This is a genomic window from Streptomyces sp. NPDC057307 (assembly GCF_042667665.1).
Taxonomy (GTDB): Bacteria; Actinomycetota; Actinomycetes; order Streptomycetales; family Streptomycetaceae; genus Streptomyces.
Genome location: NZ_JBHUZM010000059.1, coordinates 1 through 25,598 on the forward strand (window position 1 = coordinate 1; position 25,598 = coordinate 25,598).

Below are 25,598 nucleotides of genomic sequence, written 5' to 3' on the forward strand. Positions count from 1 at the left end.
GGTCCTGCTCGGGCGGCATCGGCGGTCCGGGGCCGGTCGACGGTGCTTAATCCGTCGATCGGCCCCGGCCGTTCCGTGTACGGTTTGTGTGCCCCTGCCAAGCGCTGGCGGGCCCGAACCCGTACCGGCGGGACATCCGGATACACATGTATGTGGGGACACTGTCCTTCGATCTGCTCCTCGGCGACGTACGGTCGCTGAAGGAGAAACGCTCCATCGTCCGGCCGATCGTCGCCGAACTCCAGCGGAAGTTCGCGGTGAGTGTGGCGGAGACCGGCGACCAGGATCTTCATCGCAGGGCCGAGATCGGTCTGGCGGTGGTGTCCGGGGACACGGCGCATCTGAGGGACGTTCTGGACCGGTGCGAGCGCATGGTCGCCGGCCGTCCGGAGGTGGAGTTGCTGTCGGTACGACGGCGGCTGCACGGAGACGACGACTGAGCCGCCCGGACCCGGGCAGGCGACGGTCGCCGCAGCAAGAGCAGCAGACAAGAACCCAGAAGGAAGAGTGACGGACCGGTGACCGACAACGCGCGGGCCCGCAAGCTGGCCGACCGCATCCAGGTCGTGGTCGCGGAGACCCTGGACCGGCGTATCAAGGATCCGCGGCTGGGCTTCGTGACCATCACGGACGCCCGGGTCACCGGCGACCTGCGGGAGGCCACGGTCTTCTACACGGTCTACGGCGACGACGAGGAGCGCGCGGCGTCCGCCGCCGCCCTGGAGAGCGCCAAGGGCGTGCTCCGCTCCGAGGTGGGACGTCAGACCGGCGTCCGGTTCACGCCGACGTTGGCGTTCGTCCCGGACGCCCTGCCCGACAACGCCCGCACCATAGAGGATCTCCTCGACAAGGCTCGCGCCAAGGACGCCGAGGTGCGTGAGGTGTCGACCGGTAAGACCTACGCGGGCGAGGCCGACCCTTACCGCAAGCCCGGTGACGAAGGCTACGAGGAGGACGCCGACGGCGAGGCCGGGGCGGGAGCTGTGGCCGACGGGCCCGCGGCCGCCGCCTCCGGTGAGGCCGACCGCGGCGACGACGACACGGACGGCGCCGCCGCTAAATGACACAGCAACTCCCCACGCCCGACGGCCTTGTCATCGTGGACAAGCCGTCGGGCTTCACTTCGCACGACGTCGTGGCAAAGATGCGCGGCATCGCCAAGACCCGCCGCGTCGGCCACGCCGGCACGCTCGACCCCATGGCGACGGGCGTGCTCGTCCTCGGCGTGGAGCGGGCCACCAAACTGCTGGGGCACCTCGCCCTGACCGAGAAGGAGTACCTCGGCACCATCCGGCTGGGACAGGACACCGTCACCGACGACGCCGAGGGCGAGACCACCTCGTCCACCGACGCGTCCGGCGTCACCCGCGAGGGCATCGACGCCGGGGTCGCCGCCCTCAGCGGCGCGATCATGCAGGTGCCGTCCAAGGTCAGTGCCATCAAGATCGACGGGAAGCGGTCGTACGCGCGCGTACGGGGCGGCGAGGAGTTCGAGATCCCGGCCCGGCCGGTGACCGTCTCGTCGTTCCAGGTGTACGACATGCGCGCCGACGTCGCCGAGGACGGTACGCCCGTGGTCGACCTGGTCGTGTCGGTCGTCTGCTCCTCCGGTACGTACATCCGCGCCCTCGCACGCGACCTCGGCGCGGGACTCGGCGTCGGGGGGCATCTCACGGCGCTGCGCCGGACGCGGGTCGGTCCGTACGGCCTCGACGAGGCCAGGACGCTCGACCAGCACCAGGAGAAGCTGACGGTCATGCCGGTCGCCGACGCCGCCGCGACGGCCTTTCCGCGCTGGGACGTGGACGAGAAGCGGGCGAAGCTGCTGCTCAACGGCGTACGGCTGGACATGCCCGCGCGCCGGGACGGGGCGGTGGCCGGCCCCGTGGCCGCGTTCGGGCCCGACGGGCGGTTCCTGGCGCTGGTGGAGGAGCAGGGCGGCAAGGCGAAGAGTCTGGCCGTCTTCGGCTGATCGAATACTGATCGGTCATCTGTCCGGTGGTTGTCGGAGGGAGCCCGAGGTTTGAGTACGGGCCGCCCTCGCGTCATGGATTCACCCCATCGGGCGGGCGCTCGAAGTGAACGGAGGGTGCACTGGGGGCGCCTCGGCTCGCGTCCTTCTCCGGCTGATCAACATCCGCCTACCGTCTCAGCCATGGGTAGCGGGGACCGGGCGACGCTGGTGCGGATCTGTGATCTGGCGGGCAGGCCCCGCGGGACCGGCTTTGTCGCCGACGCCGTGGGGACGGTCGTCACCAGCCACGAGGCCGTGGACGGTCTTGTACGGCTGGTCCTGCACGTGCCGGGGGAGCGGACCTGTCTGGCCGACGCCGACGCAATCGTTCCGCTGCCGGAGGTGGGGCTGGCGCTCGTGCGCACCGAGGGTCTCGACGTGCGACCGCTGCCGATCTCCCGCAGGGACAGCCCCGAGGCCGGGACATACGTACGGATCGCCGCCCACGGGTGGCGTCAGGCGCGCGTGCTGGGCGCTGTTCCGGCGACGTACACGGCGACCGATCGCTTCCATTTCCTGGACACGGTGCTGGAGTTGGCGATCGGCACGGGTGGCAGCGACGCCTTGCGGCTGGGCGGCGAGGCCACGGGTGGGCCGGTGCTGGACGCCGCGACGGGCGCCGTACTGGGCGTCATCGGTACGGCGCTGCACACGGAGCACCGTGCCGCAGGACTCGCCCTCTCAGTGGGGGCAGCCGCCGCGGCGGATCCGGCGGGTCCGCTGGCGGCGCTGCTCCGTCTGAACGAGGCCACCGTTCCCGGCTACGGACACGACCTCAACCTCGCCGGCGTGCTGCGACTCACGGCGGCGGCCAGGGACGGGGCAGAGGCAGGAGTAGGGGGAAGGGGCGGGGGCGGGGGGGCGGTTGACGGGCCGAGGCTCGTTCAACGGGCGAACATGTCGCGCGAGTTGACCGCCTTCGCGGATGCGCCGGCCCACGGCGCCACGGCTTCCGGCGCGCTCGTCCTGGGCCTGGTGGGCGACCCAGGCACCGGCCGTACGACGGAACTCGCCGCCCTCGCCCACCGACGCGCCCACGGGGCGGCCCCCGCCCCCACCGTCCGGCTGCGCGGCGCCGATCTGCGCGCCGACGACGCGTCTCTCGCCGACGCCCTGGCCCGTGCGCTGCGCGCAGGGGCCCGCACCGTCATCACCTCCGGGGAGCCGACGCACGCGGCGTCGGCGACGCCCGAAGAGGCCGCGAGGGCAGCACGGGGCGCGGGGCGACCGCTGCTCGTCCTGCTCGACGGACCGGAGGAGATGCCGCCCCAGTTGGCCCACGCGCTGCCCGACTGGACTGCGCGCACCGTCGACTGGCTCCGTGACGAGGGCGTCAAGCTCGTCGTCGCCTGCCGCCCCGAGTTCTGGGAGCGGGCGGGGGCGCTCTGGCCGCCGGACGTACTGCACCGTCCGGCCCGCGCCGCGCGCCGGTTGCCTCCCGCCGTACGCCTCGGCGACCTGCGGCCGGCCGAGGCGGAACGTGCTCGCGAGCTGTACGCAATCCCCGACGGGGCCCTCGCCGACGTAGAGGCCGTTCACCCCCTGTCGCTCCGACTGATGGGGGAGCTGCGCGAGGCGCTGGGTGGCGACGTACCGGGGCGGCCCGACCGGGCGGACCTCTTCACCGCGCATCTGGACCTGACGTGTCTGCGGATCGCGGAACGGCTCGCCGCGGGGACCGTGGCCGGGCTCGACGGCGCGGCTGTCGGGAGGCTGGCCATGAGGGTGGCGCGGCAGGCGCACGAGGCGGCGCGGCACTGCCTCGGCCCCGGACGGGGCGAGTTGGACCGCGTCGCGTTCGACGCGATCTTCCCGCGGAGTACGGGCTGGGCCGCTGCCGTGCTCGCCGAGGGCCTGCTGGTCCCGGCCGGCCACGGATACCGCTTCGCCCACGAGGAACTCGGTGACTGGCTCCAGGGCACACACCTCGATGTCGACGGCGCCCTGCACGTCCTGGTCCACCAAGCCTGCCCGGCGGACGGCCCGACCGTCCCCGCGCAGCGCACCCCGGCGTCGACGGCGCGGCACAACGGCGTACGGCCTGACGGACCACGCGGCCCCGTACGGCGCGCCGCCCCGTCGATCCCGACACACCGCATCGGCCCCGTCGTGCACGCTCTGCTGCTCCTCGGCCGCGATTCCGGCCCCGTCGCACTGGGACTCCGACTGGACGGCCTGATCGACGCCTTGGACCGCCTCGGCGACGGACCGGCCAACGGCCCCGGCGGCGCACGGCTGGTCGAAGCCCGTTGGTGGGGCGCGCACCTACTCGGGGAGGTGCTGCTGCGCGTGCCCGACACGGAGCCGTACCTCCCCGTCCTGAGGCGCCTCGCCGTACAGATCACTCGGCGCTCCGTGCGGGAGGGAGGGCCGCACCGTCTCGGTGGGCTCGCCGAGTTCGGCCCCTGGTTCTGGACGCAGCTGCGCGTGGACGAGGCCGCGCGCACCGATCTTCTGAGGCTCCTGCTGCCCGCCGACGGGGCGCCCGGGGCGCCGGGTGCCCGCCGCTCGCGGTACCTGGACGTCGCGGCCGACCTGCTGGACGCCGACCCCAGGGCCGTACAGCCACTGCTGTGCCGCTGGTTCACCGACGAACGCCCGCTGCCCACGGGGCCCGACGCGCCCGTACACCCCACCGTCGCCACCGCGGCGCAGGCTCTGCTGCACTCGCGGCGTTACCTCGCCGTCGACGACCTCACCGAGGCGCTCGTCGCCGCCGCTCATCCCCGCGCCGACGAATTGCTCACCGCCCTGGCCGAGGACGAGCCGTCGGCGCTCTGCCGCGCCGTGCACCGCTGGGCGCACGACGGGTGCCCCGAGCGGCGTACGGCGGCCGCCGTTCACGCACCGGTGACCGCCCACCATGTCACCGGCACCGCCGACCGCGAACTGCTGCGCCGTACCGCCCTGGCCCTGCTCGCCGACGCCCGTACGCACGGTGCGGCGCTCGGCCTTCTCGTGCGGGCCCCGGCGACCCGCTCACACCATCTGGACCGGGCCGTCGCCGCCTTCGTACGGGGCGACGCCGGGCCGCCGGCGAACGCACTCGCCGAAGCGCTCGGCACGCACCGTGAGCCCGTCCTCGCGGCCTTCCGTACGCGGCTGCACAACCCAGCGGCCGACCCGACCGATCCGCTGACGGCCCTCGCCGAACTCCGAGAGCCCCAACTCACCCACCACGCCGCGGCACTTGTGAGCGAGTACGTCGCCCGAATGCCTGGAGCGGCCGAACACGCCGCCCGGTTCGTCGAGCGCCGACTGGAGCACGGGCCGGCCGCCAGGGCGGCGCTCCTGCCGCTGGTGACGGGGCTGATCCTGCACCGCCCCGTCGAGGTGCGCGCGGCGCTGGCACCTGTGCTCGCGGCGGCCGACACCGACACCGGTGCCTCGTGCCTGCTGCGGGCCGAGCTGCTCGACGTACTCCTGGCGTACGAGCGCCGCCACGACCCCGACGCGCGCGGCCACGGGGCGCGGCAGGAGACGCCGGTGCTGGACGCCCTGCTGCGCGCCGCCGCCGCCGGGGCGACCGACCGCGCCGAGGCCGCCACGCGCGACCTCGTCCACCGCACCGGACTCCTGTCGGTCCGGACCCCCGACGGGGCCACGCGTTTCGACCGACGCCTGGTGGGTCTCGCCCGTGAGATGCCGGGATTCGCGGCACTCGTCGCCGCGTGGCTGACCGAGGACCCGCGGCAGTGGGCGACGGTCGTCGGGCCGAGCGCCCGCAAGTCCGTCATGTCGCTCGGTACCCCGATGCCGATGCGGGTCAAAAGCCACGGGCATGGCAGTCTTAGACCTGCGTAAGAGGCATTCACGTACACGGGTTCGGGCGAGGAGAGCGGTCACAGTGCAGCGCTGGCGCGGCTTGGAGGACATCCCCCAGGACTGGGGACGCAGCGTCGTCACCATCGGCTCCTACGACGGCGTGCACCGCGGCCACCAGCTGATCATCGGGCGCACCGTTGAGCGGGCGCGGGAGCTGGGAGTTCCCTCGGTGGTCGTGACGTTCGACCCGCACCCGAGCGAGGTCGTCAGGCCGGGCACCCATCCGCCGCTGCTCGCGCCGCACCACCGGCGGGGCGAGCTGATGGCCGGGCTGGGTGTGGACGCGGTGCTCGTCCTGCCGTTCACGGCGGAGTTCTCGAAGCTGTCGCCCGCCGAGTTCATCGTGAAGGTGCTGGTCGACAAGTTGCACGCGAGCGCCGTCATCGAGGGGCCGAACTTCCGCTTCGGCCATCGGGCGGCCGGCAACGTCGACTTCCTGGCCGAGCTGGGTGCGACGTACGACTACGAGGTCGAGGTTGTCGACCTGTATGTGACCGGTGCGGCGGGCGGCGGTGAGCCCTTCTCGTCGACCCTGACCCGGCGGCTGATCGCCGAGGGCGACGTCGCGGGCGCGGCCGAGATCCTGGGCAGGCCGCACCGGGTCGAGGGCGTGGTGGTGCGCGGCGCGCAGCGCGGACGTGAGCTCGGCTACCCGACGGCCAATGTGGAGACCCTGCCGCACACGGCGATCCCGGCGGACGGTGTGTACGCGGGCTGGCTGACCGCCGACGGCGAGCGGATGCCGGCGGCGATCTCGGTCGGTACGAACCCACAGTTCAACGGGACCGAGCAGACCGTCGAGGCGTACGCCATCGACCGTGTGGGGCTCGACCTGTACGGGCTCCACGTCGCCGTGGACTTCCTGTCCTATGTGCGGCCCCAGCGGACGTTCGACTCCATCGAGTCCCTGCTCGAAGCCATCGCCGACGATGTGAAGCGGTCGAGCGGCCTCATCGCCGCGTACGACGCACGCTGACGAGACCGGCCGAAGCCCCAACTACGGGCACCGTATGCCCGAGTTGGGGATGCGAACCGTGCGGCTTCAGAGGACTTTCTCGCCCTCCGTGCCGGCTGTGGCGGCAGCCGCGGCCCAGTGGCAGGCGACCTGGGTGGTGTCGCCGCCCGTCAGTATCGGCAGGGCCTCGGTGCGGCACCTGGTGGCGACACCGGAGCGTTCCGCCTCGCCCGAGGCGAGGATCTGGCACCGCGCGTGGAAGCGGCAGCCGCCCGGGATGCGCGACGGGTCCGGCGGTTCGCCCGCCAGGACGACCGGTTCGGCTCCCGACTCCGGCAGGACGGACAACAGCGCCTGCGTATATGGATGTTGAGGCGATGTCAGCACCTGCTCGACCGGCCCCGTCTCGACGATCCGGCCCAGATACATCACTGCCACCCGGTCGGCGATGTTCCAGGCGAGCCCGAGGTCGTGCGTCACGACCAGTGCGGACAGGCCGAGTTCGTCGCGGAGCGACAGCAGCAGCGCCAGGATCTCGCCCCGTACGGAGGCGTCCAGCGACGCCACGGGCTCGTCGGCGACGATCAGCTCGGGCTTGAGGACCAGTGCCCCCGCGATGACGACGCGCTGACGCTGGCCGCCCGACAGCTCGTGCGGATAGCGCAGGAAGAACCTCTCCGGCGGCCGGAGTCCGGCGCGGGACAGCGCCTCGGCGACGGCTTCACGTTCATTGCCCTTGTACCGGTGGATGCGCAGGCCCTCGGCCACCGCGTCGTACACCGTGTGCCGTGGGTTGAGCGAGCCGCTCGGGTCCTGGAGCACCAACTGGACGCGCCTGCGGTACGCCTTGAGGGCGGCCGACCGGTAGCCGAGAGGAACGCCGCCGAAGGTGATGCCGCCCGTCGTCGGCGGCACCAGGCCGAGCAGCGTCCGCGCGAGCGTGGTCTTGCCGCAGCCCGATTCGCCGACCAGGGCGACGATCTCGCCGCCACCGATGTCCAGGTCGACGCCGTCGACGGCCCGCGCCGCCGGGGCGCCGCGCCGCCCAGGGAACGTGACGTGCAGCCCCGTGGCCGAGAGCAGGGGCGAGGGCGTGGTGGTCATGACTGGCTCCTGAGGGGTGGCCGCCCGGCGGCCGTACGAGCGAGACGGTGCGGGCCCGGCGTCGGCCGTGCCGCCGACTGTGCCGGCCGCGGGCGCCCGGCACCAGCGCCCCGTACGGGGCGGCCGTCGGGGCGTGAGGACGTCATGGGAGCTGTTCCGCGGGTGTCGCCGACGGCTGCACCGGTACCGCCGCGCCGACGTGCACGCACGCCGCTCGTCGGCCCGGCCCCGCGTCCCGCAGCGGCTGGTCCTCCCGCGCGCACTCGTCCACCGCGACGGGGCAGCGCGGATGGAACGTACAGCCCGAGGGCAGCGCCGAGGGATCCGGCGGGTCGCCCGGCAGCCCGCGCGGGGCACGCCGCGAGGCGAGGTCCCCGACCCGGGGGAACGCCGCGGAGAGCGCGCGGCTGTACGGGTGCTCGGCGGCGTCGTACACCGACTTCGCCGGCCCCTCCTCGACGATCCGGCCCGCGTACATCACGGCGAGCCGGTCACAGGTGTCGGAGAGCACCGCCAGGTCGTGGCTGATCATCAGCAGGCTGATGTCCTGCTCGGCGACCAACTGCTCGATAAGTCGCAGGATTTGGGCCTGGATCATCACGTCGAGCGCCGTCGTCGGCTCGTCCGCGACGATGAGCCGCGGATCACAGGCCAGCGCCATCGCGATCATCACACGCTGCCGCTGCCCGCCGGACAGCTCGTGCGGATAGGCGTCGGCGCGAGAGGCGGGCAGCCCGACCTGTTCCAGCAGTTCCACGGTGCGTCTGCGCGCGGCGGCGGGCGTCGCGCCGCGGTGCAGCAGTACCGGTTCGGCGATCTGGTCGCCGATCCGGTGCACGGCGTTGAGCGAGTGCATGGCGCCTTGGAACACGATCGAGGCCCCGGCCCAGCGCACGGCGCGCAGCCTGCCCCACTTCATGGTGAGTACGTCCTCACCGTCGAGCAGCACCTGCCCCGTCAGCGTCGCGGAGGCGGGCAGCAGCCGGAGCAGGGCGAGCGCCAGGGTGGACTTGCCGCAGCCGGACTCGCCCGCGATGCCGAGCTTGCGGCCCGATTCGAGGACGAGGTCGACGCCCCGTACGGCGGGGACGGCGGAGGGCCCCGTACCGTACGTGACCCGCAGATCCTTGATCTCCAGCAGGCTCGACGCCGGCTTCGAGGGCGATGCCTCCTCGGCCTCCGCCTTCCCGATTCCTGCCTTCCCGGTTCCTGCCTTCGATGTATCGGTCAACGGGACACCCCAAGCTTCGGGTTGAGCACGGCCTCGATCGCGCGGCCGCAGAGCGTGAAGGCGAGCGCGACGAGCGCGATCGCGATACCGGGCGGCGCCAGATACCACCAGTGTCCCGACGAGACGGCGCCCGCCTCCCGGGCGTCCTGGAGCATGCCGCCCCAGGAGACGACCGACGGGTCGCCGAGCCCGAGGAACGCGAGCGTCGCCTCCGTCAGGATCGCCGTGGAGATTCCCAGCGTCGTCTGGGCGAGAACCAGCGGCATCACGTTGGGCAGTACATGGCGGGTCATGACGTGACTGTGTCCGCCGCCGAGCGCCCGGGCCCGTTCGATGTACGGCCGCGACTCGACGGCGATGGTCTGCGCGCGCACCAGGCGCGCCGTCGTCGGCCACGAGGTCACCCCGATCGCCAGGATCACCGTCCAGATACTGCGCGACATCACCGTCGCCAGCACGATCGCCAGCACGAGCGCGGGCATCACCAGGAACCAGTCGGTGATCCGCATGACCACCGTCGCGAACCAGCCGCCGAAGTGCCCGGCCACGATGCCCACGAGCGTGCCGATGGCCACCGACAGCGCGGCGGCGAGCAGCCCGACGACCAGGGAGATCCGGGCGCCCCAGATCAGCAGACCGAGCAGCGACCGGCCGAACTGGTCCGTGCCGAGCGGGAACTCACCACTCGGGCTCTCCAGCGCCGTCCCCGGTGCGTCGGTGACGCTCTGCACGTCGCCGCCGATGAACAGCGGCGACGTCAGCGCGATCAGCGCGATGACCGCGAGGCCGGCGAGACCGACGAGGCCGGCTCGATGCGTACGGTACTGGCGCCAGAAGCGGGACACGGAGCTGCGGCGGCGCGCCCACGCGAGCGACGAGGACGAGGCGGACGGCGCCGGTGCGGCGTCGGTCGTCGCCGCGCCACCCGCACCACCCGCGGTATCTGCGGCGCCCGTCGTCTCCGGCGGTCCCGTCGGCGATTTCGTCGTATCCGCCGCGGGCTCCGCGGGCTCCGACGGGTTCGGCGGCGTCTTGTCGGCAGTCATCGGCCCACCCGGGGATCGAGCAGCGGATAGAGCAGGTCGGCCAGGAGGTTCATCAGGATCATCGCTCCCGCGAAGACCACGAACAGCCCCTGCACGACCGGCAGATCAGGCACGCTCAGGGCCTGGTAGAACAGCCCGCCGAGGCCCGGCCACGAGAAGACCGTCTCGACGAGGATCGAACCGGCGGCAACGTGGCCCAAGTTGATGAAAATCATCGTGACCGTCGGCAGCATCGCGTTCGGCACGGCATGCCTGCGCCGTACGAGATCGTCCCGCAGCCCCTTCGCCCGCGCCGTCGTCAGATAGTCGCTGCCCATCTCGTCCAGCAGCGAGGACCGCATCACCAGCAGCGTCTGCGCGTAGCCGACCGCCACCAGCGTCACCACCGGCAGCACCATGTGGTGCGCCACGTCGAGCACGTGCGCGAAGCCGGTCTCGTTGCCCGACTCCATCCCGCCGCTGGGGAACATCCCCGGAATCGGACCGATGCCCACCGAGAACACGATGATCAGCAGCAGCCCCAGCCAGAACGCCGGCACGGACCAGAGCGTCAGCGCCACACCGGTGTTGATCCGGTCGCCGAGGCCACCGTGGTGCCACGCGGAGCGCGTACCCAGCCACAGCCCGAGCGTCGAGTAGATCAGCACGGCGACGCCCGTCAGCAGCAGCGTCGCGGGCAGTTTCTCGGTGATCAGCTCGCCGACCGGGGCGTGGAACTGGTACGAGGTCCCCAGGTCGCCCGTCAACGCCTTCGCGCAGTACTCGGTGAACTGCTGCCACATCGGCAGATCGAGGCCGAACTGCCTGCGCAGCGTGGCCATCTGCTCCACCGACGTCGGCTTGCCATGGGTCATGGCCTTCACCGGGTCGCCGGGAATGATCCGGAACAGGAAGAAGCTGGTGACGAGGACGGCGAACAGCGAGACGGCGGCGCCGCCCAACTTGCCCGCCACGTACAGCAGATAGTCGGTCCTGTGTCCCGTGGCGCGGGTGCGGGAGCCGCCGGACGGCCCGGTCTTCACCGGGTCGTCCGCGACGTCCCGCACCACACCGGGGGTGCTTGCGGTGCTCATACGGTGTCTTTCCGGGGAAGCCTCCCGGACCCCCTGTTCGCGGTCGTGCTCACAGACGTGCCCACGGCGCTACTCACGGTCCTCGGCGGTGGAGCGGCGCCGCATCATGAAGAAGAGCCCGAGTGCAGCCACGACCACCACGGCCGCGCCGATCCCGATCATCGTGCCGGTGGACGAGCCGCTGTCCGAACTCGCCTCGCCGGTCCCGTCGGCCGGCACGGCGGACCACCAGCTCCAGTAACCGTCCTGGCCCCAGATGTTGCCCGCGGCCTCAGGCATGGTCGTGATGGACTTGATCTGGTCCGTACGGTACGCCTCGACGGCGTTCGGGTAGGCCATGACGTTCATGTACCCGGTGTCGTACAGGCGCGACTGGATCTGCTTGACGAGATCGGTGCGCTTGGCGGTGTCGTACTCGACCGACTGCTTCGCGTACAGGTCGTCGTACTTCTTGTCGCAGATGAAGTTGTCCGTCGCGCCGGAGTCCTCGGCGGTGGCGGGGAGCGCGGCGCAGGTGTGGATCGACAGGACGAAGTCCGGGTCCGGGTTGACCGACCAGCCGTCGAAGGCGAGGTCGTAGTTGCCCGCGAGCCACGGGTCGGAGACGTTGTCCAGGCACTCGACCTTGAGACCGATGCCGAGGTCGCCCCACCACTCCTGGAGGTACTTGCCGACGGCCTTGTCGTTCGGGTCGGTGGCGTGGCAGAGGATGCGGAAGTTGAGTGGCTTGCCGTCCTCGCCGACGCGCTTGCCGCTGCCGTTCTTCTTGTAGCCCGCCTTGTCGAGGAGCGCCGCGGCCTTCGCCGGGTCGTAGCCGATTGTCTGAGTGTCCGAGGGCTGCCAGAAGTACGAGTCGAAGCGCGGCGGGATGTAGCCCTGCCCCTCCACCGCGTGGCCCTGGAAGACCTTGTCGACGATCGTCTTGCGGTCGACGGCGTGGAACAGTGCCTTGCGGACGTCCGGGTCGAGCAGCGCCTTGTGGCCGTTACCGAAGGTCTTGCCGTCCTTCGCCTTCGCGCCCGGGTTGGTGGCGAGTGCGAAGAAGCGGCGTCCGGGGGCGTCGTTGACCTTGATGTTGTCGGCGTTGCCGAGTGCGGCGGCCTGGGCCGGCGTCAGGCCGGCGACGAACGAGACCTCGCCCTTCTGGAGGGCGGCGACCGCGGCGTCCTTGTCCTTGTAGTACCTGAAGACCAGCTCGTCGAACTTCGGGGCGCCGCGCCAGAAGTCCTTGTTCGGCTTCAGCCGGATGTACTGGTCGACCTTGAAGTCCTCAATGACGTAGGGGCCGTTGCCCACGATCGGGAACTTCTTGTCGTTGTTGAACTTGGAGAAGTCGTCGACCTTCTCCCAGACGTGCTTGGGCACGATCGGCACGTCCAGCGACGTCATCGTGGCCTGCGGCTTCTTGAGCTCGATGACGAGCTTCGTGGCGTCGGGGGCGGTGACCTTCTTGAAGTTCGACGTGAAGCTGCCGTTGGCCGTGGCGGCGTTCGGGTCCGTCATCATCTTGTTGAAGGTCCAGGCCGCGTCCTCGGCGGTGGCTTGCTTGCCGTCGGACCACTTGGAGTCGCCGCGGATGGTGAAGGTCCACGTCAACTTGTCCGGCGACGAGGCCCACTTGGTGGCGAAGCCGGGGATGGTGCGGGCGTCCTTGGCGTCGTAGTTGGTCAGGTACTCGTACGTCAGCCGGTGGACGCTGGTCGCGACCAGGGTCTGCGCCAGGAACGGGCTCAGCGAGTCGATGCTCTGGTCGACGGCGACCGTGAGGACCTTCTTGCCGTCGGCCGCCGCGACCGCCGCCGGGGCCTTGGGCGCCTGGGGGGCGTTGAGGACGTTCGGGGCCGCCTGTGCCTGCGGGGCCGCGGGCAGCAGCGGACTCAGCGGGATCACGGAACCGGCCACCATCGCAGTGGCAGCGGCACCGGAGGCCAGGAAGAGACGGAATCGGGGGCGTTGCCGGGTGGGCTGCCGCGTCGTACGCGGCGGAATCCTTGTGACCATGGGTCGTGACCTCGCGTCATCACTCGCACGGAGAAACAGAAGAACAGAGAGACAGAGAGACAGAGAGACAGAGGGACAGGATCAGAAACAGAGAAGCATGGAAGCGGAGATTGAGAGCTGAGAAGAACAACAGACAAGCAGACAGGCAACCGGGTGACACGGAGAAGAGAGAGAAGCGGGGCGGAAGGGGGCGGGTGGTCGGGATTGTCGTCGGTTCGAGCGGTCACTCGAAGCGGCGGCGTGAATCGGTTGCTCGCGTCGTCCGACAGCGGCAGCTGGGTTGACTCCAGCTCACCAACTGGTGAAGCGAAGGTTTATCAGCGCTGGTCGGGCCACGTCAACGGGCGCCGAAACCCCATCTGGGCTGCGGGAATGCAATGAGGGTCCGTACCGTGAAGACGGTGCGGACCCTCATTGGTCTAAACCTCTGTCGCCTTACTGTTGAGGCGCTGACGGAGCCTGCGGGGGCTCCTGCGGCGGCCAGCCGGCCGGCGGAACCGGACCCTGCAACTCCGGCTGTCCCGCCTGGCCCGGTTGTCCCGGCTGACCGGGTTGTCCGGGCTGGCCCGGCTGGCCCGGCTGCGCAGGGAGCTGGTGCGGCGGCTGCGGTTGGTGCTGCGGCTGCGCGCCGGGGTGCCCGCCCGACTGCTGGCCGGGGTACTGACCCGGCGGCAGCCCGGCCGGGCTGCCGGACGACTGCGCCTGGGATGGCAACGACTGCTGCCAGCCCTGCTGTTGCGGATAGGGCTGCTGCGGGTAGTACGGCTGTCCCGGAGTCTGCGGCTGCCCCGGGACGCCGCCGGCCGCCTGTCCGGGGGGCTGGCCGTGCCCGTACTGCCCCGGCATCTGCGGCTGTCCGTAAGGAGGCTGGCCCGGCGTCTGCTGGCCGGGCTGCCCGTACGGCGGCTGCCCCTGAGGCTGTCCTGGCTGGTGACCCTGCTGCTGGCCCTGGTGCCCCGGCATCGGAGGCGCGAGGTGCGGCGGCGGATTGCCGTCCGCCGTCCACAGCCCCTGCTGCTGCTGGGCGCGCGAGAAGTCCTCAGCGATCAGCGCGGACAGGTTGAAGTACGCGTCCCGGGTCTTCGGCCGCATCATGTCGAGATCGACCTCGGCGCCCGCCGACAGGTGCTCGTCGAAGGGCACCACGACCACGCCGCGGCAGCGCGTCTGGAAGTGCTGCACGATGTCGTCGACCTTGATCATCTTGCCGGTCTCGCGTACGCCGGAGATGACCGTGATCGAGCGCTGCACCAGATCCGCGTACCCGTGGGCCGACAACCAGTCCAGCGTTGTCGACGCGCTGCTCGCACCGTCGACCGACGGGGTCGAGATGATGATCAACTGGTCCGCCAGGTCCAGCACTCCACGCATCGCGCTGTAAAGGAGGCCGGTGCCGGAGTCGGTGAGGATGATCGGGTACTGCTTGCCGAGTACCTCGATCGCGCGCCGGTAGTCCTCGTCGTTGAACGTCGTGGAGACCGCCGGATCGACGTCGTTGGCGATGATCTCCAGGCCGGACGGCGCCTGCGAGGTGAACCGGCGGATGTCCATGTACGAGTTGAGGTACGGGATCGCCTGCACCAGGTCCCGGATCGTCGCGCCGGTCTCACGGCGCACCCGGCGGCCGAGCGTGCCGGCGTCGGGGTTGGCGTCGATCGCGAGGATCTTGTCCTGCCGCTCCGTGGCCAGCGTGGAGCCGAGGGCGGTGGTGGTGGTCGTCTTGCCGACGCCGCCCTTGAGGCTGATGACCGCGATGCGGTAGCAGGAGAGCACCGGCGTACGGATCAGTTCGAGCTTGCGCTGCCGCTCCGCCTCCTCCTTCTTCGCCCCGATCTTGAAGCGGGAGGCGCCGGAGGGGTTGCGGCTGCTCTTGGCCTTCGGCTTGTTGTTGCGCAGAAGGCGGTCCGAGGACAGCTCGACGGCGGCGGTGTAGCCGAGCGGCGCGCCCGGTACCGAACGCTCGCGTTGGTCGTGCGCCATCGCCGTCGGCCAGCCCGCGCCGGAGCGCGGGTCCGCCGGCGGCGCACCGGGTGCACCGCCGGGCGCGGCGCCCTGAGGGTGTTGCTGCTGCTGGTACGGCTGTTGCTGCTGAGCGGGCAGATTGGGCGTCGGCGACGCCGGCGATGCCGGTGCCGGCAGGTTGGCCGGCTGGTGCTGCTGCGCCTGCGCGGGCGGTGTCTGCGGGATGTGGGGCGCCTGCGGCGACTGCTGTACGGGCGCGTACGGGGCGGGCTGGGCGGACTGCCCCGGCTGACTGGGCTGTCCTGGCTGGCCCGGCTGGGGGAACCCGTAACCCTGGTGCGGGCCCTGGTACCCCGGCTGGCCCGGTTGCCCTTGCTGGCCGGGCTGGGGGAAGCCGTAACCGCTCTGCGCGTACGGGGCGTTGGGACCGGCGTTGAGGGGCGCGGGTCCGCCCGGCTGTCCCTGGTGTCCCGGCTGGCCGGGTTGCGGGAATCCGTACCCACTCTGCTGCGCCGTCGCGGCAGGAGTCGCCGGGGTGGCGGGCGTGGCCGGTGCGGCGGGCGTCGCCCAGGGGGCCTCGGGCGGCAGGCCGGGCTGCGCCGGTGCGGCCGGGGGCAACTGGTTCTGCTGCTGCGCGGGTGCGTGGAACGGCGAGATCGCGGGCGGCTGCGACTGCTGTTGGGCCTGCGACACCGACGGCGGCTGGGGCGTCGAGGACCGCTCGGCGGGCCATTGCGGCGCGGGCGCCGGTGCGGCCGGCTGGAAGGCGGGCGGCAGCGGGGGCAGTCCGGAGTCCGGACCGGCGGGGGACGGTGCCCACGGCGGCGCGGGCGCGGGCGGGGCCGCCGGAGCGCTCAGCGAGGGAGCGGCGTCGGATGGCTCGTCCGTGGGCGGGGCGTCGGCCGGTTCTTCGACGGCGTCCGTCGGCTCGACGGGGCGGCCCCGGAAGTCGTCCGGAAGATCTGTGATGTCCGCTCCGACTACGGCGGAGTCCTCGGGCTCCCCGGGCTCCCCGGCGTCGGCCTCGCCCAGCGAGCCGGCGTTGGAATCGGGGTCGGAGCCGGAGTCGGTCGACGAGGCCAGCCCCCTCAGGGGCTCGTCGGCATCGGACTCGGCAGATCCGGGCAGGTGGCCCCCGGCCCGGTCTCCGTCCGCGTCGTCGCCACCCCGGGCCTCGCCCTTGTCGTCCGCGCCGTCTCCCTCACCGAGCCCGAGCCCGGGACTGCGGTTGGGGTCGGGGTCGGGGTCGAGGTCACGGTCGAGATCAGCACCGGCACCCGCCCCGTCCCGCTCGCCCTCCGCCGCGGACCCGGCGGAAGCGCCGTCGGCAGCCGCGCCAGCTCCGACAGCCCCGCCGGCCCCGTCAGTGGCCCCGTCGGCATCGGTATCGGTATCGGAGTTGCTCTCGGCGGCCTGCGCCGCCTGCTTGGCGGCGTCGATCTCCGCCATCTCGCGCTTCAGCGCGGCGGGAGAGAAGCGCATGGTCGCCCCGCTCTCCAGATCACCGGCACCGAAGGGCTGCGCGAACGGCTCCGACGCGGCGGCGTCGGCAGTCGGAGAGGCGGCGGGAGAGGGTGCCACGGAAGGCGCCGGAGGCAGCACCGGATCGAGGGACGGCGACAGGGGCGCACTCTGCGCGGGGATCGACGGCGGAGGCTGCCGGTGCGGCCAGTTCGGCTCGTACCCACTTCCCGCGGGCAGCCCCGGTACGGCCACCGGAGCCCCGTTCGGAGGCGGCGGCGGAGGGGTGGAACTCTGTCCCGCGCCGTCGGACGCGTCCCCGGAGGCGTTCTGCGTGTACCAGGCCGGCGGGGTGTAGTCGATGGTGAACTCACCCGTCATCTCGGCGGGCTCCGCGTCGGACTGATCATCGACGGGAGTGTTGTTCCAATCCCCACGGATCTCGTCCCGATCGCCGTTCACTTTGCCTCCTGGTGTGGTCGAGCACCCTTGTGCCTTGTTGGGTGGGGGCGACCGCTGTCAGTCGATCAGCCCGGCTCTACCCCTTGGGACGCTCCCGACATGCTTACGGGTTCTCGCGTGCCCTGACCCACCCTAATCGTCCACAAGGCCACTCCGGCAGGCCCGCCCGCCCGTCAACCGCCGCCCCGTGCGCCGCCCGTTGCCGCCGGGTGATTCGGGTACGGCACACGGCCGGGAAGAGGGTGGGATGAATCATGACAACCGCGCATGAATGCCCGTCCGTTCGCTCCGTCTCCGAGCGCGACCCAACAATCCGGTATCGGCGTCCGGAGAGTGGTCCGGAAGGTGGCACGGAAGGTGGTCCGGTCCGGGCTGCCATGTCCGGGGAACGCCCGGACCGGAAAGGTTCTGCCGCTTCCGCCGTCTCCGTACGGTCTCTTCCTAAGGAGGCGGCGTACTTCTCCGGCCCAGGCTCACGCACAGAGCCCAGGCTCACGCACAGACCTGTGGCGCGGACTTCTACCGGATGTCGAACTCCCCGTCGCGCGCGCCCAGTACGAACGCCTGCCACTCCGCCTCGGTGTACCGCAGCACGGTGTCGGGATCCACGGACGACCGCATCGCCACCGCCCCGCCGGGCAGATGCGCGATCTCGACCCGTTCCTCGTCCTCGCTCGTGCCCGGGGCGCTGAGCCACTCGACGCCAGAGATGTCGAGGGCGTACAGCTCGTCCTTCTCCTGTGCGGTCCCCATCGGTCAGGCCTTCCCTTCCACAGCGGCTGAGTTGAACGATCTCCACGCACGAGCGGACACAAACAACCCACCGGCGTGTGCTCCCACGGATCCTAGATCTGCCCGGCACGTCCGGTCCGGGGATTCCCGTCCTGTCACTCCTGCCGGGGACCCCGCCCCGTACGGGCCCGCCCCGTACGGGGCGGCTCAGTCCATCCTGCGGGCCGTGCCCAGCAGTCCCGACTCCGCGTCCGTGGGGCTCGTCATCACCCAGTGACGGTCACGCCCCGCACACCAGAGGGTGACGCCGTCAGCCAGGGTCGGCAGCGCGTCACTCTCCGCGGACGACAGCCCGAGGATCCGGCCGATCTGCTCCGCCTCGCGGGGCGACACCCGCTGAATGCCCACCAGAGTCGAGTTCCGCATCAACCGGGGCGCCACGGGGCTCAGATACGGCAGCAACGTCAGCACCGACTGCCACGGCCCCGAGACCACACGCCCACGGGGCGGCCGCATGCCCGCGTCCCGTACGACCACCACGGGGCTACCGACCGTCGCTCCCTGCGGCGGCACCCGCCCCACGTCGTGGAGGGTGATGCACTCCAGCCCCGCGCCGGCGGCCTGCGCCAGCAGCGTCCACGCCTGGGCGCGCCCCGTCTCGACCACCACACGCGCCCCGGTGCCCGCCGCGCGCAGCGCGATCACCTGCGCCGTCCAGAGGCCGCCGATCAGCAGGACGTCGTACGGCGCCGAGCGGTGGAACCCCACCATCTGGGGGTGCCCTTCCGCGTCGTCGCCGATCACCACGCCGTCGTCGCCGACCGGCAGGGAGAGGGCGCCGAGTTCGTCGGCGGGCATGGTGTGACCCGCGTGCCGCGGGCCGAGCAGCGTACGCAGCCCGCTCATCGGGCGCCTCCCAGCGGAAGTGTGGCCAGGGCTCCGGGCAGTTGCTCACGGTCGAGGCGTACGAGTCCCACCTTGGCCGACCGCGCGGCCTGCTCCAACAGCCGCCGCACACCCACCAGTTCGGTGTCGCTGCCACCGGTGATCCGTACATGGCCGTTCACCGTCATGGCGCCCAGGTGCGCGCCGCGCCGCAGGGTGAGGCTGAAGGTGGTCGCGTACGCCGGGGTGGCGGTGAGCAGCGACACCAGTTTGGGCAACGGGGCGGCCCCGCGCCCCAACTCGGGCCAGCGGCCCACCGCGTACGTCGTGTGCCACCGGTCGTCGCACCGCCAGACGCGCGGCGTCTCGGCCGTGCGCCGCGCCGGGGCGACGTCGGGGCGGCCGGCGAGGGCGGCCTGGGCGGGGCTGGCGCAGGCGGACGTCGCGATGGTGGAGTTCAGCTCCTCCTGGTCCAGCACGACGGCGCGGAAGCCCGCACCGGTGATGCGGCTCGCCACGTGGTCCGCCACCCGTACGAGGCAACGCTGGGCGCCCTCGACGCCGCCCCCGCGCGCGTCCACCGCCTCCTTGCACAGCTCGGGATCGAGCTTCACCGCCACCCACGTCAGCCGCAGCGCCGGGGCGCCGGTCTTCTCCTGAAGAGGGATGTACGAGAGCCGGGCCACCGACTGCGGCGGCAGATGCGGCGCGGGCGCCGAACGCACCTGCTGCACCAACTGGACCGATTCCAGCTTGATGTCGTCGACCTCCAGGGCGCCGCCCAGGAGCGAGAGCGGCAGTGCCCGCGCGCCGAAGGCGGGCCGCAGGGCGGACCCGCTCGCCTCGACGCGTACGACCGCGGTGAGGAAGCTTCCGTCGCCGAGCATCCCGACCGTGCGGCGGTCCCGGTCGACGTACGTGTACGGGCGCAACGCCGGGACGCTCTCCGTGACCGGGGCCAGCGAAGGATCGGTGTCCACCGGGGCGGCCTCGGCGGCCCGCTCGCGCGCACGGAGGGAGAGGACGGTCGAGAGCCAGTCCTGGACGGCGTGGCCGCGGCGGCGCAGGACGGCGAAGACGACCAGCACACAGGCGACGGCGATCGTGGGGACCAGCCACAGCCCGCCGAGCACGGCACCGACGGCGGCCAGCGCGAGCGCCAGCTCGACGAGCACCAATTGCCGCAGCTGGAAGGGGCCGACGTGGCTGGTGCGGGAGAGCGCCCGCAGGGTGGTCGTGGCGGGGACACGGGGCGCCGTGGCGGCCGGCGGGGGCACGGGGCCGGTGCCGGGGGCGTTGCGGCGTTGCCGCCGGGAAGATCGGGAAGGCCCGGGGGCCTGTCCGGAAGTCCGCCCATCGCGTGCGCGCGTCGCCGTACCCATCCCCGCGTTGCCCCCTCTGTCCGTAATGGCCGTTTCCCCGTGGGCCGTTGACCGGGCGATCACCCTACCTGAGCAGTGAGGCGTGATCGCCAGCATGCATAGTAGGGGGCCGGAACGACGGTAGCCCTCTCCGAGAGGAGAGGGAGCCGGCCGCGTAGTGGGGGAGAGGGACAGCGGACAGATGGCATCACGACGGGACGAACTCAACGCCTACACCTTCGCGAAGCGAAGGCTGATCGCGCAGTTCGTGCAGCCGAACTCGACCGGTTCCGAGGAGGGCGCGCCCCGTCCGCTGCGTGGGGTGGTGCCCGGGATGATCGTCGCCGTGGTCATCCTGGCGATCTTCGGCGCCTGGGGGATGTTCAAGCCGGTGGCTCCCAAGCAGTGGGACACGCCTGGTGAGAACGTGATCATCGCCAGCAAGTCCACCACCCGTTACGTGGTGTTGAAGACCGGCAAGAAGATCCAGCTCCACCCCGTCCTGAACATGTCGTCGGCCAAGCTCCTTCTGAACCCGGACAAGGGCAAGGTCATCAACGTCGACGAGTCCGTGCTCGACAACGGCAAGATCCCGCACGGTGCCACCCTCGGCATCCCCTACGCCCCCGACCGGCTGCCCGACGCCAAGGAGGCCGGCGCCGCCAAGCGCTGGGCGGTCTGCGAGCGCCCCGGCGAGGGCGGCCGGGCCATCGAGAAGGCGGCGTTCGTCTTCGCGGAGCGCGAGCAGAAGAAGACCGAGGGCGCGAACCAGCTGACCGGCGGTGAGCTGATGTACGTGGAGGGCCCCGACGAGACCCGCTACATCGTGGACCGGGCCGGCAAGGCGTACGAGATCGAAGATGACGAACTGCTGCTCCGTCAGGTCGTCGGAGACAACCGCGAGCCGCAGCGCGTCTCCGCGGCGTGGCTGGACACGTTGCACGTGGGCAACCCCGTCGACTTTCCGACGATCGACGAAACGGCCGGCGTCGACGCGGGCGTCGGGGGCGACTTGGATCCCGCACTCGACAAGATCGGCACCATCCTCATCGCGACGGACGGGACGAAGGAGCAGCAGTACGTCGTCCTGCAGGGCCGGGTCGCGCCCATCTCCGACTTCACCGCGAAGCTCCTGCTCAGCAGCCGCGATCTGATCAAGGTCGGCCAGGACGGCAACGCCACGTCCGTGAGCGCCGCGACCTTCCGGCCCGGCGAGCCGTTCGGGCAGGACAAGGACTGGCCGCAGGACAGCCCCGACGCCGTCAACTCCGCGAGCACGTCGGAGGGAAGCCGTAACACCGTGTGCAACGTGCTCGGCGAGGTGGACCCGGACAGCGGTGACACCACACTCACCACCTGGGCCGGCACCGGCTTCCCGGCGACGCTGGCGACGGGGGCCACGAGCGCGTACGTCACCCCCGGATCGGGCCAGCTGTTCCGTCAGTTCACGGGCGGTACGACCAAGTCCGGCTTTCTCTTCCTGGTGACGGACACCGGGTTGCGGTACGCGATGCAGTCCAACGGCGACAACGCGACGGAGGACTCGGGAATCGGCGAGTCCGGCTCGGAGAAGGACAAGCAGGACAGCCAGAACGAGGTGCGGAAGGCCCAGAACCGGCTCGGTTACCAGAACGTGGACGCGGCGCCCGTGCCCGCGGCCTGGTCCTCGTTCCTGCCGACGGGGCCGCGACTGTCGACCAGCGCCGCGGGCCAGCCGCAGGGTTCGTGAGGGGCGGGGCAGCCATGACGTACACCCATAGTCACCCGCGTACACACACGCCCAACTCCCCATCCACGTGCCATAAGTTGGCCGCCGCGACGACGGTCCTGGCCACCGCCGCGCTCTCGCTCGTGACGCTGTCGGCGCCCACCGCGACGGCGGAGACGGGACAGTGCGACTTCCCCGGGGAGAAGTACGCCGGCCGGCCGTGGTCCTTGCAGCGCGTACTGATGGACGAACTGTGGAAGCAGTCGACCGGCAGGAACGTGCGGGTCGCCGTCATCGACACCGGCGTCGACGTCAAGAACCCGCAACTGACCAAGGCGGTGGACGCCGGCAGCGGCCGCAATCTGATCCCCGCGAACGCCAAGGACGACAACGGCAACAAGCTCGACCGCGGCAAGGCGAACGGCACCACCGACGTCGTCGGCCACGGCACCAAGGTCGCCGGCATCATCGCCGCGCGCCCCGCCGACGGGACCGGCTTCGTCGGTCTCGCGCCCGACGCCATGATCGTTCCGATCCAGCAGAACGACGCGTACGGCAACGGCACCGCCGAGACCCTCGCCACCGCCATCGACCACGCGGTCCGCGAGAAGGCCGACGTCATCAACATCTCCCAGGACACGGCGAACGCCGTGGAGCCCACGCCGGTGTTGAAGCAGGCCGTGGACGCCGCCCTCGCGGCGGACGTCGTGGTCGTCGCCTCGGCGGGCAACGACGGGCTGGACGGCAAGGACAAGAAGACCTACCCCGCCTCGTACGAGGGCGTACTCGCCGTGGCGGCGTCCGACCGCAACAACGAACGGGCCCCGTTCTCCCAGCCGGGCGACTTCGTGGGCATCGCGGCGCCGGGGGTCGACATGGTCACCACCGTCCCCGGGGGCGGCCACTGCGCCGACAACGGCACCAGCTTCTCCGCCCCGTACGTCGCCGGAATCGCCGCTCTGATCAAGAGCAAGCACGAGAAGTGGACGCAGGAGCAGATTGTCGCCCAGATCCAGCAGACGGCGGAGCGCTCGATCCCGGGCCACGACCGCCTCGTCGGCTGGGGCGTGGTGGACCCCGTCCGCGCGCTGACCGAGGATGACAAGCCCGTCGAGAAGCCGGTGGCACACGAAGGAGTGACCCGAGCGGAAGCGCCGACCCCGGCCGAGGTCCACCTCGGGGAGTCGGCCGAGGAGCGGAACTCCCGCCTCGCGACGTATGTCCTTGTCGGGGGCGCCGTCCTGGTGGCGGCGATCACGGGCGGTTCGGTCGCTCTGCGCGACTCACGTCGCCGGGCGCGGCGGGTTGGGGAGAGTCGGTGAAGAACGGTGGCGGTTGAGGGAGCTGTTGCCACAGTCAAGTCACGTGACGGATAACCCACTTAGAGGTGTACGACCGAGTAGTTAGAGTGGTTGCGAGCGATCACCGATTGAACGGGGAAGACCGGTCCGCTGTGATCGTGACGCGTGATCGTGACGTAGGACAGAAGCAAACGGGGAGGAACGGGCATCGTGCCTGAGTCGGTGGGTGGCGTGAGCGGGGGCTCCGATGGCGAGTGATCTTGAGCGCGGCGTCGGTGAGTTGAAGAAGTTCCAGAAGCGGGTCACCGATCTGCTCGCGGTGTTCGAGGGTGGCGCGGGCGGCAAGGGCGAGATCTCGGCCCAGGGCGTGCCGCGTTCGTCGTTCAGCGGCCCCGGCAAGTTCGACGAGGCCGAGGGCTTCTCGAAGCAGTACGACCGGGTGCACACGTCGCTCATCTCCCTCTCCAAGTCCCTCGGGGACCAGATAGAGCTGCTGAGCATCGGAGTCCACGCCGCCGATGTCGGCTACGACAACGTCGAGGACGACCAGCGGTACCGCTTCCACACGATCCAGACGCGATTGCACGAGCAGCGCGAGGCGCAGGCGGAGCAGCAGAAGAAGGACAGGGGCGAGGCATCCGAGGCACCGCGTCAGGACGCCACCGGCGGTACGAAGGACTTGGGGTGACGAGACATGAGTGACGACAAGAAGCCGCCGCTCCCTCCCCAGGAGCAGCAGCAGAACGAAGACGCCGCCGAGATCCAGGCGGAGTTCGGCGCGACGGACGCCGCGGAACGTACCGCGGCGTACCTGGACCAGATCGGCTTCGGCAACTTCGGAGGGTTCTTCTCCCGGACGAGCTTCGAAGAGCGTGGGCTCAACGACATGCTCGACCTGCTGGACGGCGCGAACCCCTCGGACCTGGTGAAGGCCGGCGAGAACCTCGAAACTGCCAAGACGAGCCTCAACCAGGCCGCGCAGGACCTCAGCGACTTTGTCAAGAGCGTTGAGTGGCGCGGGCTCGCCGCGACCGAGTTCCAGCGCTACGGCAGCGATCTGGCGAGGTACGCCTGGGACCTGGGCTCGTTCGCGAACGTCGTCGGCACCCAGATGAAGGTGGCGGGCGGCGGCCTGGCCTCGGTCCGCAGCGCCAAACCGCCCCGCGACAACCGGGCCGACCCGAGGCGCCCCAGGGACTTCCCGGTGTCGGAACAGAAGGAAGACAACCCGGAGTACAAGCGGGCCGTGCAGGCGGAGGAGAACCGCCAGGAGGCCATCAACCAGATGAACCGGCTGGCGTCGTTCTACGCGGTGTCGGAGCAGTCGCTGGCCGAGGTGAAGGAGCCGGTGCTGCCGAAGATGCTGGGGACGGCGGTGCCGGAGCCGAGACAGGGCGAGTGGGACAACGGATTCGGTTCGAGAGACTCCGGCAGCACGGACACGCTGGGCTCGTCGCCACAGCAGTCGAGTGCTGTACGCACCGACGCCGGCGGTACGGGAGATCACCCCCGGACTGGAACCGACGGCTTGGTCACACGAACTCCGACCCCGAACACATCGATGGAGATCGACAGCGTTACGACGCTGCCGCCCACCCCGACTACTCCCGGCCCCGCGCAGCCTCCCACGGCGCCTGTCGGACCAAGCTCAGGAAATAACCATGTCCCGCCCCTTGGGCCTAACTTCAGCCCTACCGTACGCGGCGGTGGTCCCCGTTCCGGCCCCCCGCTCACGCCGAGGGGCGGAGGCCCAGGCCCGGTTTCCAACGCAAGAACAGGTACGGGGGGCGGGGGCCGTCCCGGCCCCGTAGGGCGTCCGACCCCGATGAACGGCGGTACCAGCTCGGGTTCGCAGTCCGGCAGGGGGCCGGTCGGCAGGCCGACGACACCCATGGGTCCCGGAGCTGGACGTGGCGGTGGCACAGGTGCCACTCGGAGTCCCATGGTCGGCCGACCGAGCACCGGGGGGCAGCCGATGGGCGGACGTTCCGGTTCGGGATCTTCCTCGGGGTCTCGTACTGGGCGTGCCAACGGCATCGTAGGAGGCACGCCACAGAGGACCTCTGGCGGCGGCAGCGCCACTTCTGGGGCGCGCATTCCCCGCGGGAATGTCATCGGCGGTCAGGGTGCGACGCCGGGCCGATCGTCGTCGGCCGCACGACCCAGCCAGTCCGGTGTCGTGGGAAACAAGCCCGCACAGGGCGCGGCACGGCCCACAGGCCGGGGTATGCCCAGCCCCAATGGGGTCGTAGGCACTCCCCGGAACGGCGGTACGCCGTCACGGGGTGGCGCCGGTGGTTTCACCATCGGCGGCTCAGGACTGACCGGTGGCCGACGTGGTCGGCAGTCCGATGACGAGGAGCAGGAGCGTCCCGGACAGCCACGTCCGGAAAACCGGGCGGACGAGGAAGAAACGCAGACGGTGCGGCGCCGTGGTGCCGTACCGCCAGTCATCGACTAGGCACAGCGGAAGGTTC

Annotated in this window: 18 protein-coding genes; 9 read left to right on the forward strand and 9 right to left on the reverse strand. The window is 71.2% G+C overall.

Translation table 11 applies throughout. The annotated features are described in order from the left end of the window. The first annotated feature begins 146 nt into the window (after nt 1-146). From ACFUN8_RS20615 to ACFUN8_RS20635, 5 genes are all read left to right on the forward strand, one after another. Nucleotides 147-440: a DUF503 domain-containing protein gene (locus tag ACFUN8_RS20615; protein WP_242574116.1), complete on the forward strand. Its 294-nt coding sequence runs from the start codon at nt 147-149 to the stop codon at nt 438-440. Between the two features lie 78 nt (nt 441-518). Next, a complete protein-coding gene (gene rbfA, locus ACFUN8_RS20620) occupies nt 519-1,064 on the forward strand; it encodes a 30S ribosome-binding factor RbfA (protein WP_383639450.1) in 546 nt (181 codons plus the stop codon). Next, nucleotides 1,061-1,972: a tRNA pseudouridine(55) synthase TruB gene (gene truB, locus ACFUN8_RS20625; protein WP_383639453.1), complete on the forward strand. Its 912-nt coding sequence runs from the start codon at nt 1,061-1,063 to the stop codon at nt 1,970-1,972. The genes rbfA and truB overlap by 4 nt, the downstream gene beginning before the upstream one ends. A 183-nt stretch (nt 1,973-2,155) precedes the next feature. Further along, on the forward strand, nt 2,156-5,818 hold the full coding sequence (locus tag ACFUN8_RS20630; RefSeq protein ID WP_383639456.1) for a trypsin-like peptidase domain-containing protein: 3,663 nt from the start codon (nt 2,156-2,158) through the stop codon (nt 5,816-5,818). A gap of 43 nt (nt 5,819-5,861) precedes the next feature. Next, on the forward strand, nt 5,862-6,815 hold the full coding sequence (locus tag ACFUN8_RS20635) for a bifunctional riboflavin kinase/FAD synthetase (protein ID WP_383639459.1): 954 nt from the start codon (nt 5,862-5,864) through the stop codon (nt 6,813-6,815). Between the two features lie 66 nt (nt 6,816-6,881). On the opposite strand, the gene ACFUN8_RS20640 is transcribed toward ACFUN8_RS20635, so the two are convergent. From ACFUN8_RS20640 to eccE, 9 genes are all read right to left on the reverse strand, one after another. Then, complete coding sequence (locus tag ACFUN8_RS20640; protein ID WP_383639462.1) at nt 6,882-7,898, reverse strand: ABC transporter ATP-binding protein; 1,017 nt, start codon at nt 7,896-7,898, stop codon at nt 6,882-6,884. Between the two features lie 142 nt (nt 7,899-8,040). Continuing rightward, nucleotides 8,041-9,090 carry an ABC transporter ATP-binding protein gene (locus ACFUN8_RS20645; protein ID WP_383639524.1) on the reverse strand — a complete coding sequence of 350 codons (1,050 nt, stop codon included), beginning with the start codon at nt 9,088-9,090 and terminating at the stop codon, nt 8,041-8,043. Nucleotides 9,091-9,125: 35 nt separating this feature from the next. Next, on the reverse strand, nt 9,126-10,175 hold the full coding sequence (locus ACFUN8_RS20650; protein WP_383639465.1) for an ABC transporter permease: 1,050 nt from the start codon (nt 10,173-10,175) through the stop codon (nt 9,126-9,128). Continuing rightward, a complete protein-coding gene (locus ACFUN8_RS20655; protein ID WP_383639468.1) occupies nt 10,172-11,248 on the reverse strand; it encodes an ABC transporter permease in 1,077 nt (358 codons plus the stop codon). The genes ACFUN8_RS20650 and ACFUN8_RS20655 overlap by 4 nt, the downstream gene beginning before the upstream one ends. A 69-nt stretch (nt 11,249-11,317) precedes the next feature. Next, a complete protein-coding gene (locus tag ACFUN8_RS20660; protein ID WP_383639471.1) occupies nt 11,318-13,249 on the reverse strand; it encodes an ABC transporter substrate-binding protein in 1,932 nt (643 codons plus the stop codon). Nucleotides 13,250-13,684: 435 nt separating this feature from the next. After that, complete coding sequence (locus tag ACFUN8_RS20665) at nt 13,685-17,134, reverse strand: SCO5717 family growth-regulating ATPase (RefSeq protein ID WP_383639473.1); 3,450 nt, start codon at nt 17,132-17,134, stop codon at nt 13,685-13,687. A 519-nt stretch (nt 17,135-17,653) separates the two neighbouring features. Next, nucleotides 17,654-17,887 (reverse strand): DUF397 domain-containing protein, encoded by a 234-nt coding sequence (locus tag ACFUN8_RS20670; RefSeq protein WP_382565074.1) that lies wholly within the window; start codon nt 17,885-17,887, stop codon nt 17,654-17,656. 186 nt (nt 17,888-18,073) lie between these two features. Beyond that, nucleotides 18,074-18,772 (reverse strand): hypothetical protein, encoded by a 699-nt coding sequence (locus tag ACFUN8_RS20675; RefSeq protein ID WP_383639476.1) that lies wholly within the window; start codon nt 18,770-18,772, stop codon nt 18,074-18,076. Beyond that, nucleotides 18,769-20,133 carry a type VII secretion protein EccE gene (eccE, locus tag ACFUN8_RS20680; protein ID WP_383639479.1) on the reverse strand — a complete coding sequence of 455 codons (1,365 nt, stop codon included), beginning with the start codon at nt 20,131-20,133 and terminating at the stop codon, nt 18,769-18,771. The genes ACFUN8_RS20675 and eccE overlap by 4 nt, the downstream gene beginning before the upstream one ends. A 181-nt stretch (nt 20,134-20,314) precedes the next feature. Between eccE and eccB the strand changes: the two genes are divergently transcribed. From eccB to ACFUN8_RS20700, 4 genes are all read left to right on the forward strand, one after another. Continuing rightward, nucleotides 20,315-21,841, forward strand: coding sequence for a type VII secretion protein EccB (gene eccB / locus ACFUN8_RS20685; protein ID WP_383639482.1), 1,527 nt, complete (start codon nt 20,315-20,317; stop codon nt 21,839-21,841). Between the two features lie 77 nt (nt 21,842-21,918). Next, nucleotides 21,919-23,142 carry a type VII secretion-associated serine protease mycosin gene (gene mycP / locus ACFUN8_RS20690; RefSeq protein ID WP_383639484.1) on the forward strand — a complete coding sequence of 408 codons (1,224 nt, stop codon included), beginning with the start codon at nt 21,919-21,921 and terminating at the stop codon, nt 23,140-23,142. Between the two features lie 226 nt (nt 23,143-23,368). Beyond that, a complete protein-coding gene (locus ACFUN8_RS20695) occupies nt 23,369-23,809 on the forward strand; it encodes a hypothetical protein (RefSeq protein WP_383639487.1) in 441 nt (146 codons plus the stop codon). Nucleotides 23,810-23,815: 6 nt separating this feature from the next. Beyond that, nucleotides 23,816-25,582 carry a hypothetical protein gene (locus ACFUN8_RS20700; protein WP_383639490.1) on the forward strand — a complete coding sequence of 589 codons (1,767 nt, stop codon included), beginning with the start codon at nt 23,816-23,818 and terminating at the stop codon, nt 25,580-25,582. The last annotated feature ends 16 nt before the right edge of the window (nt 25,583-25,598 follow it).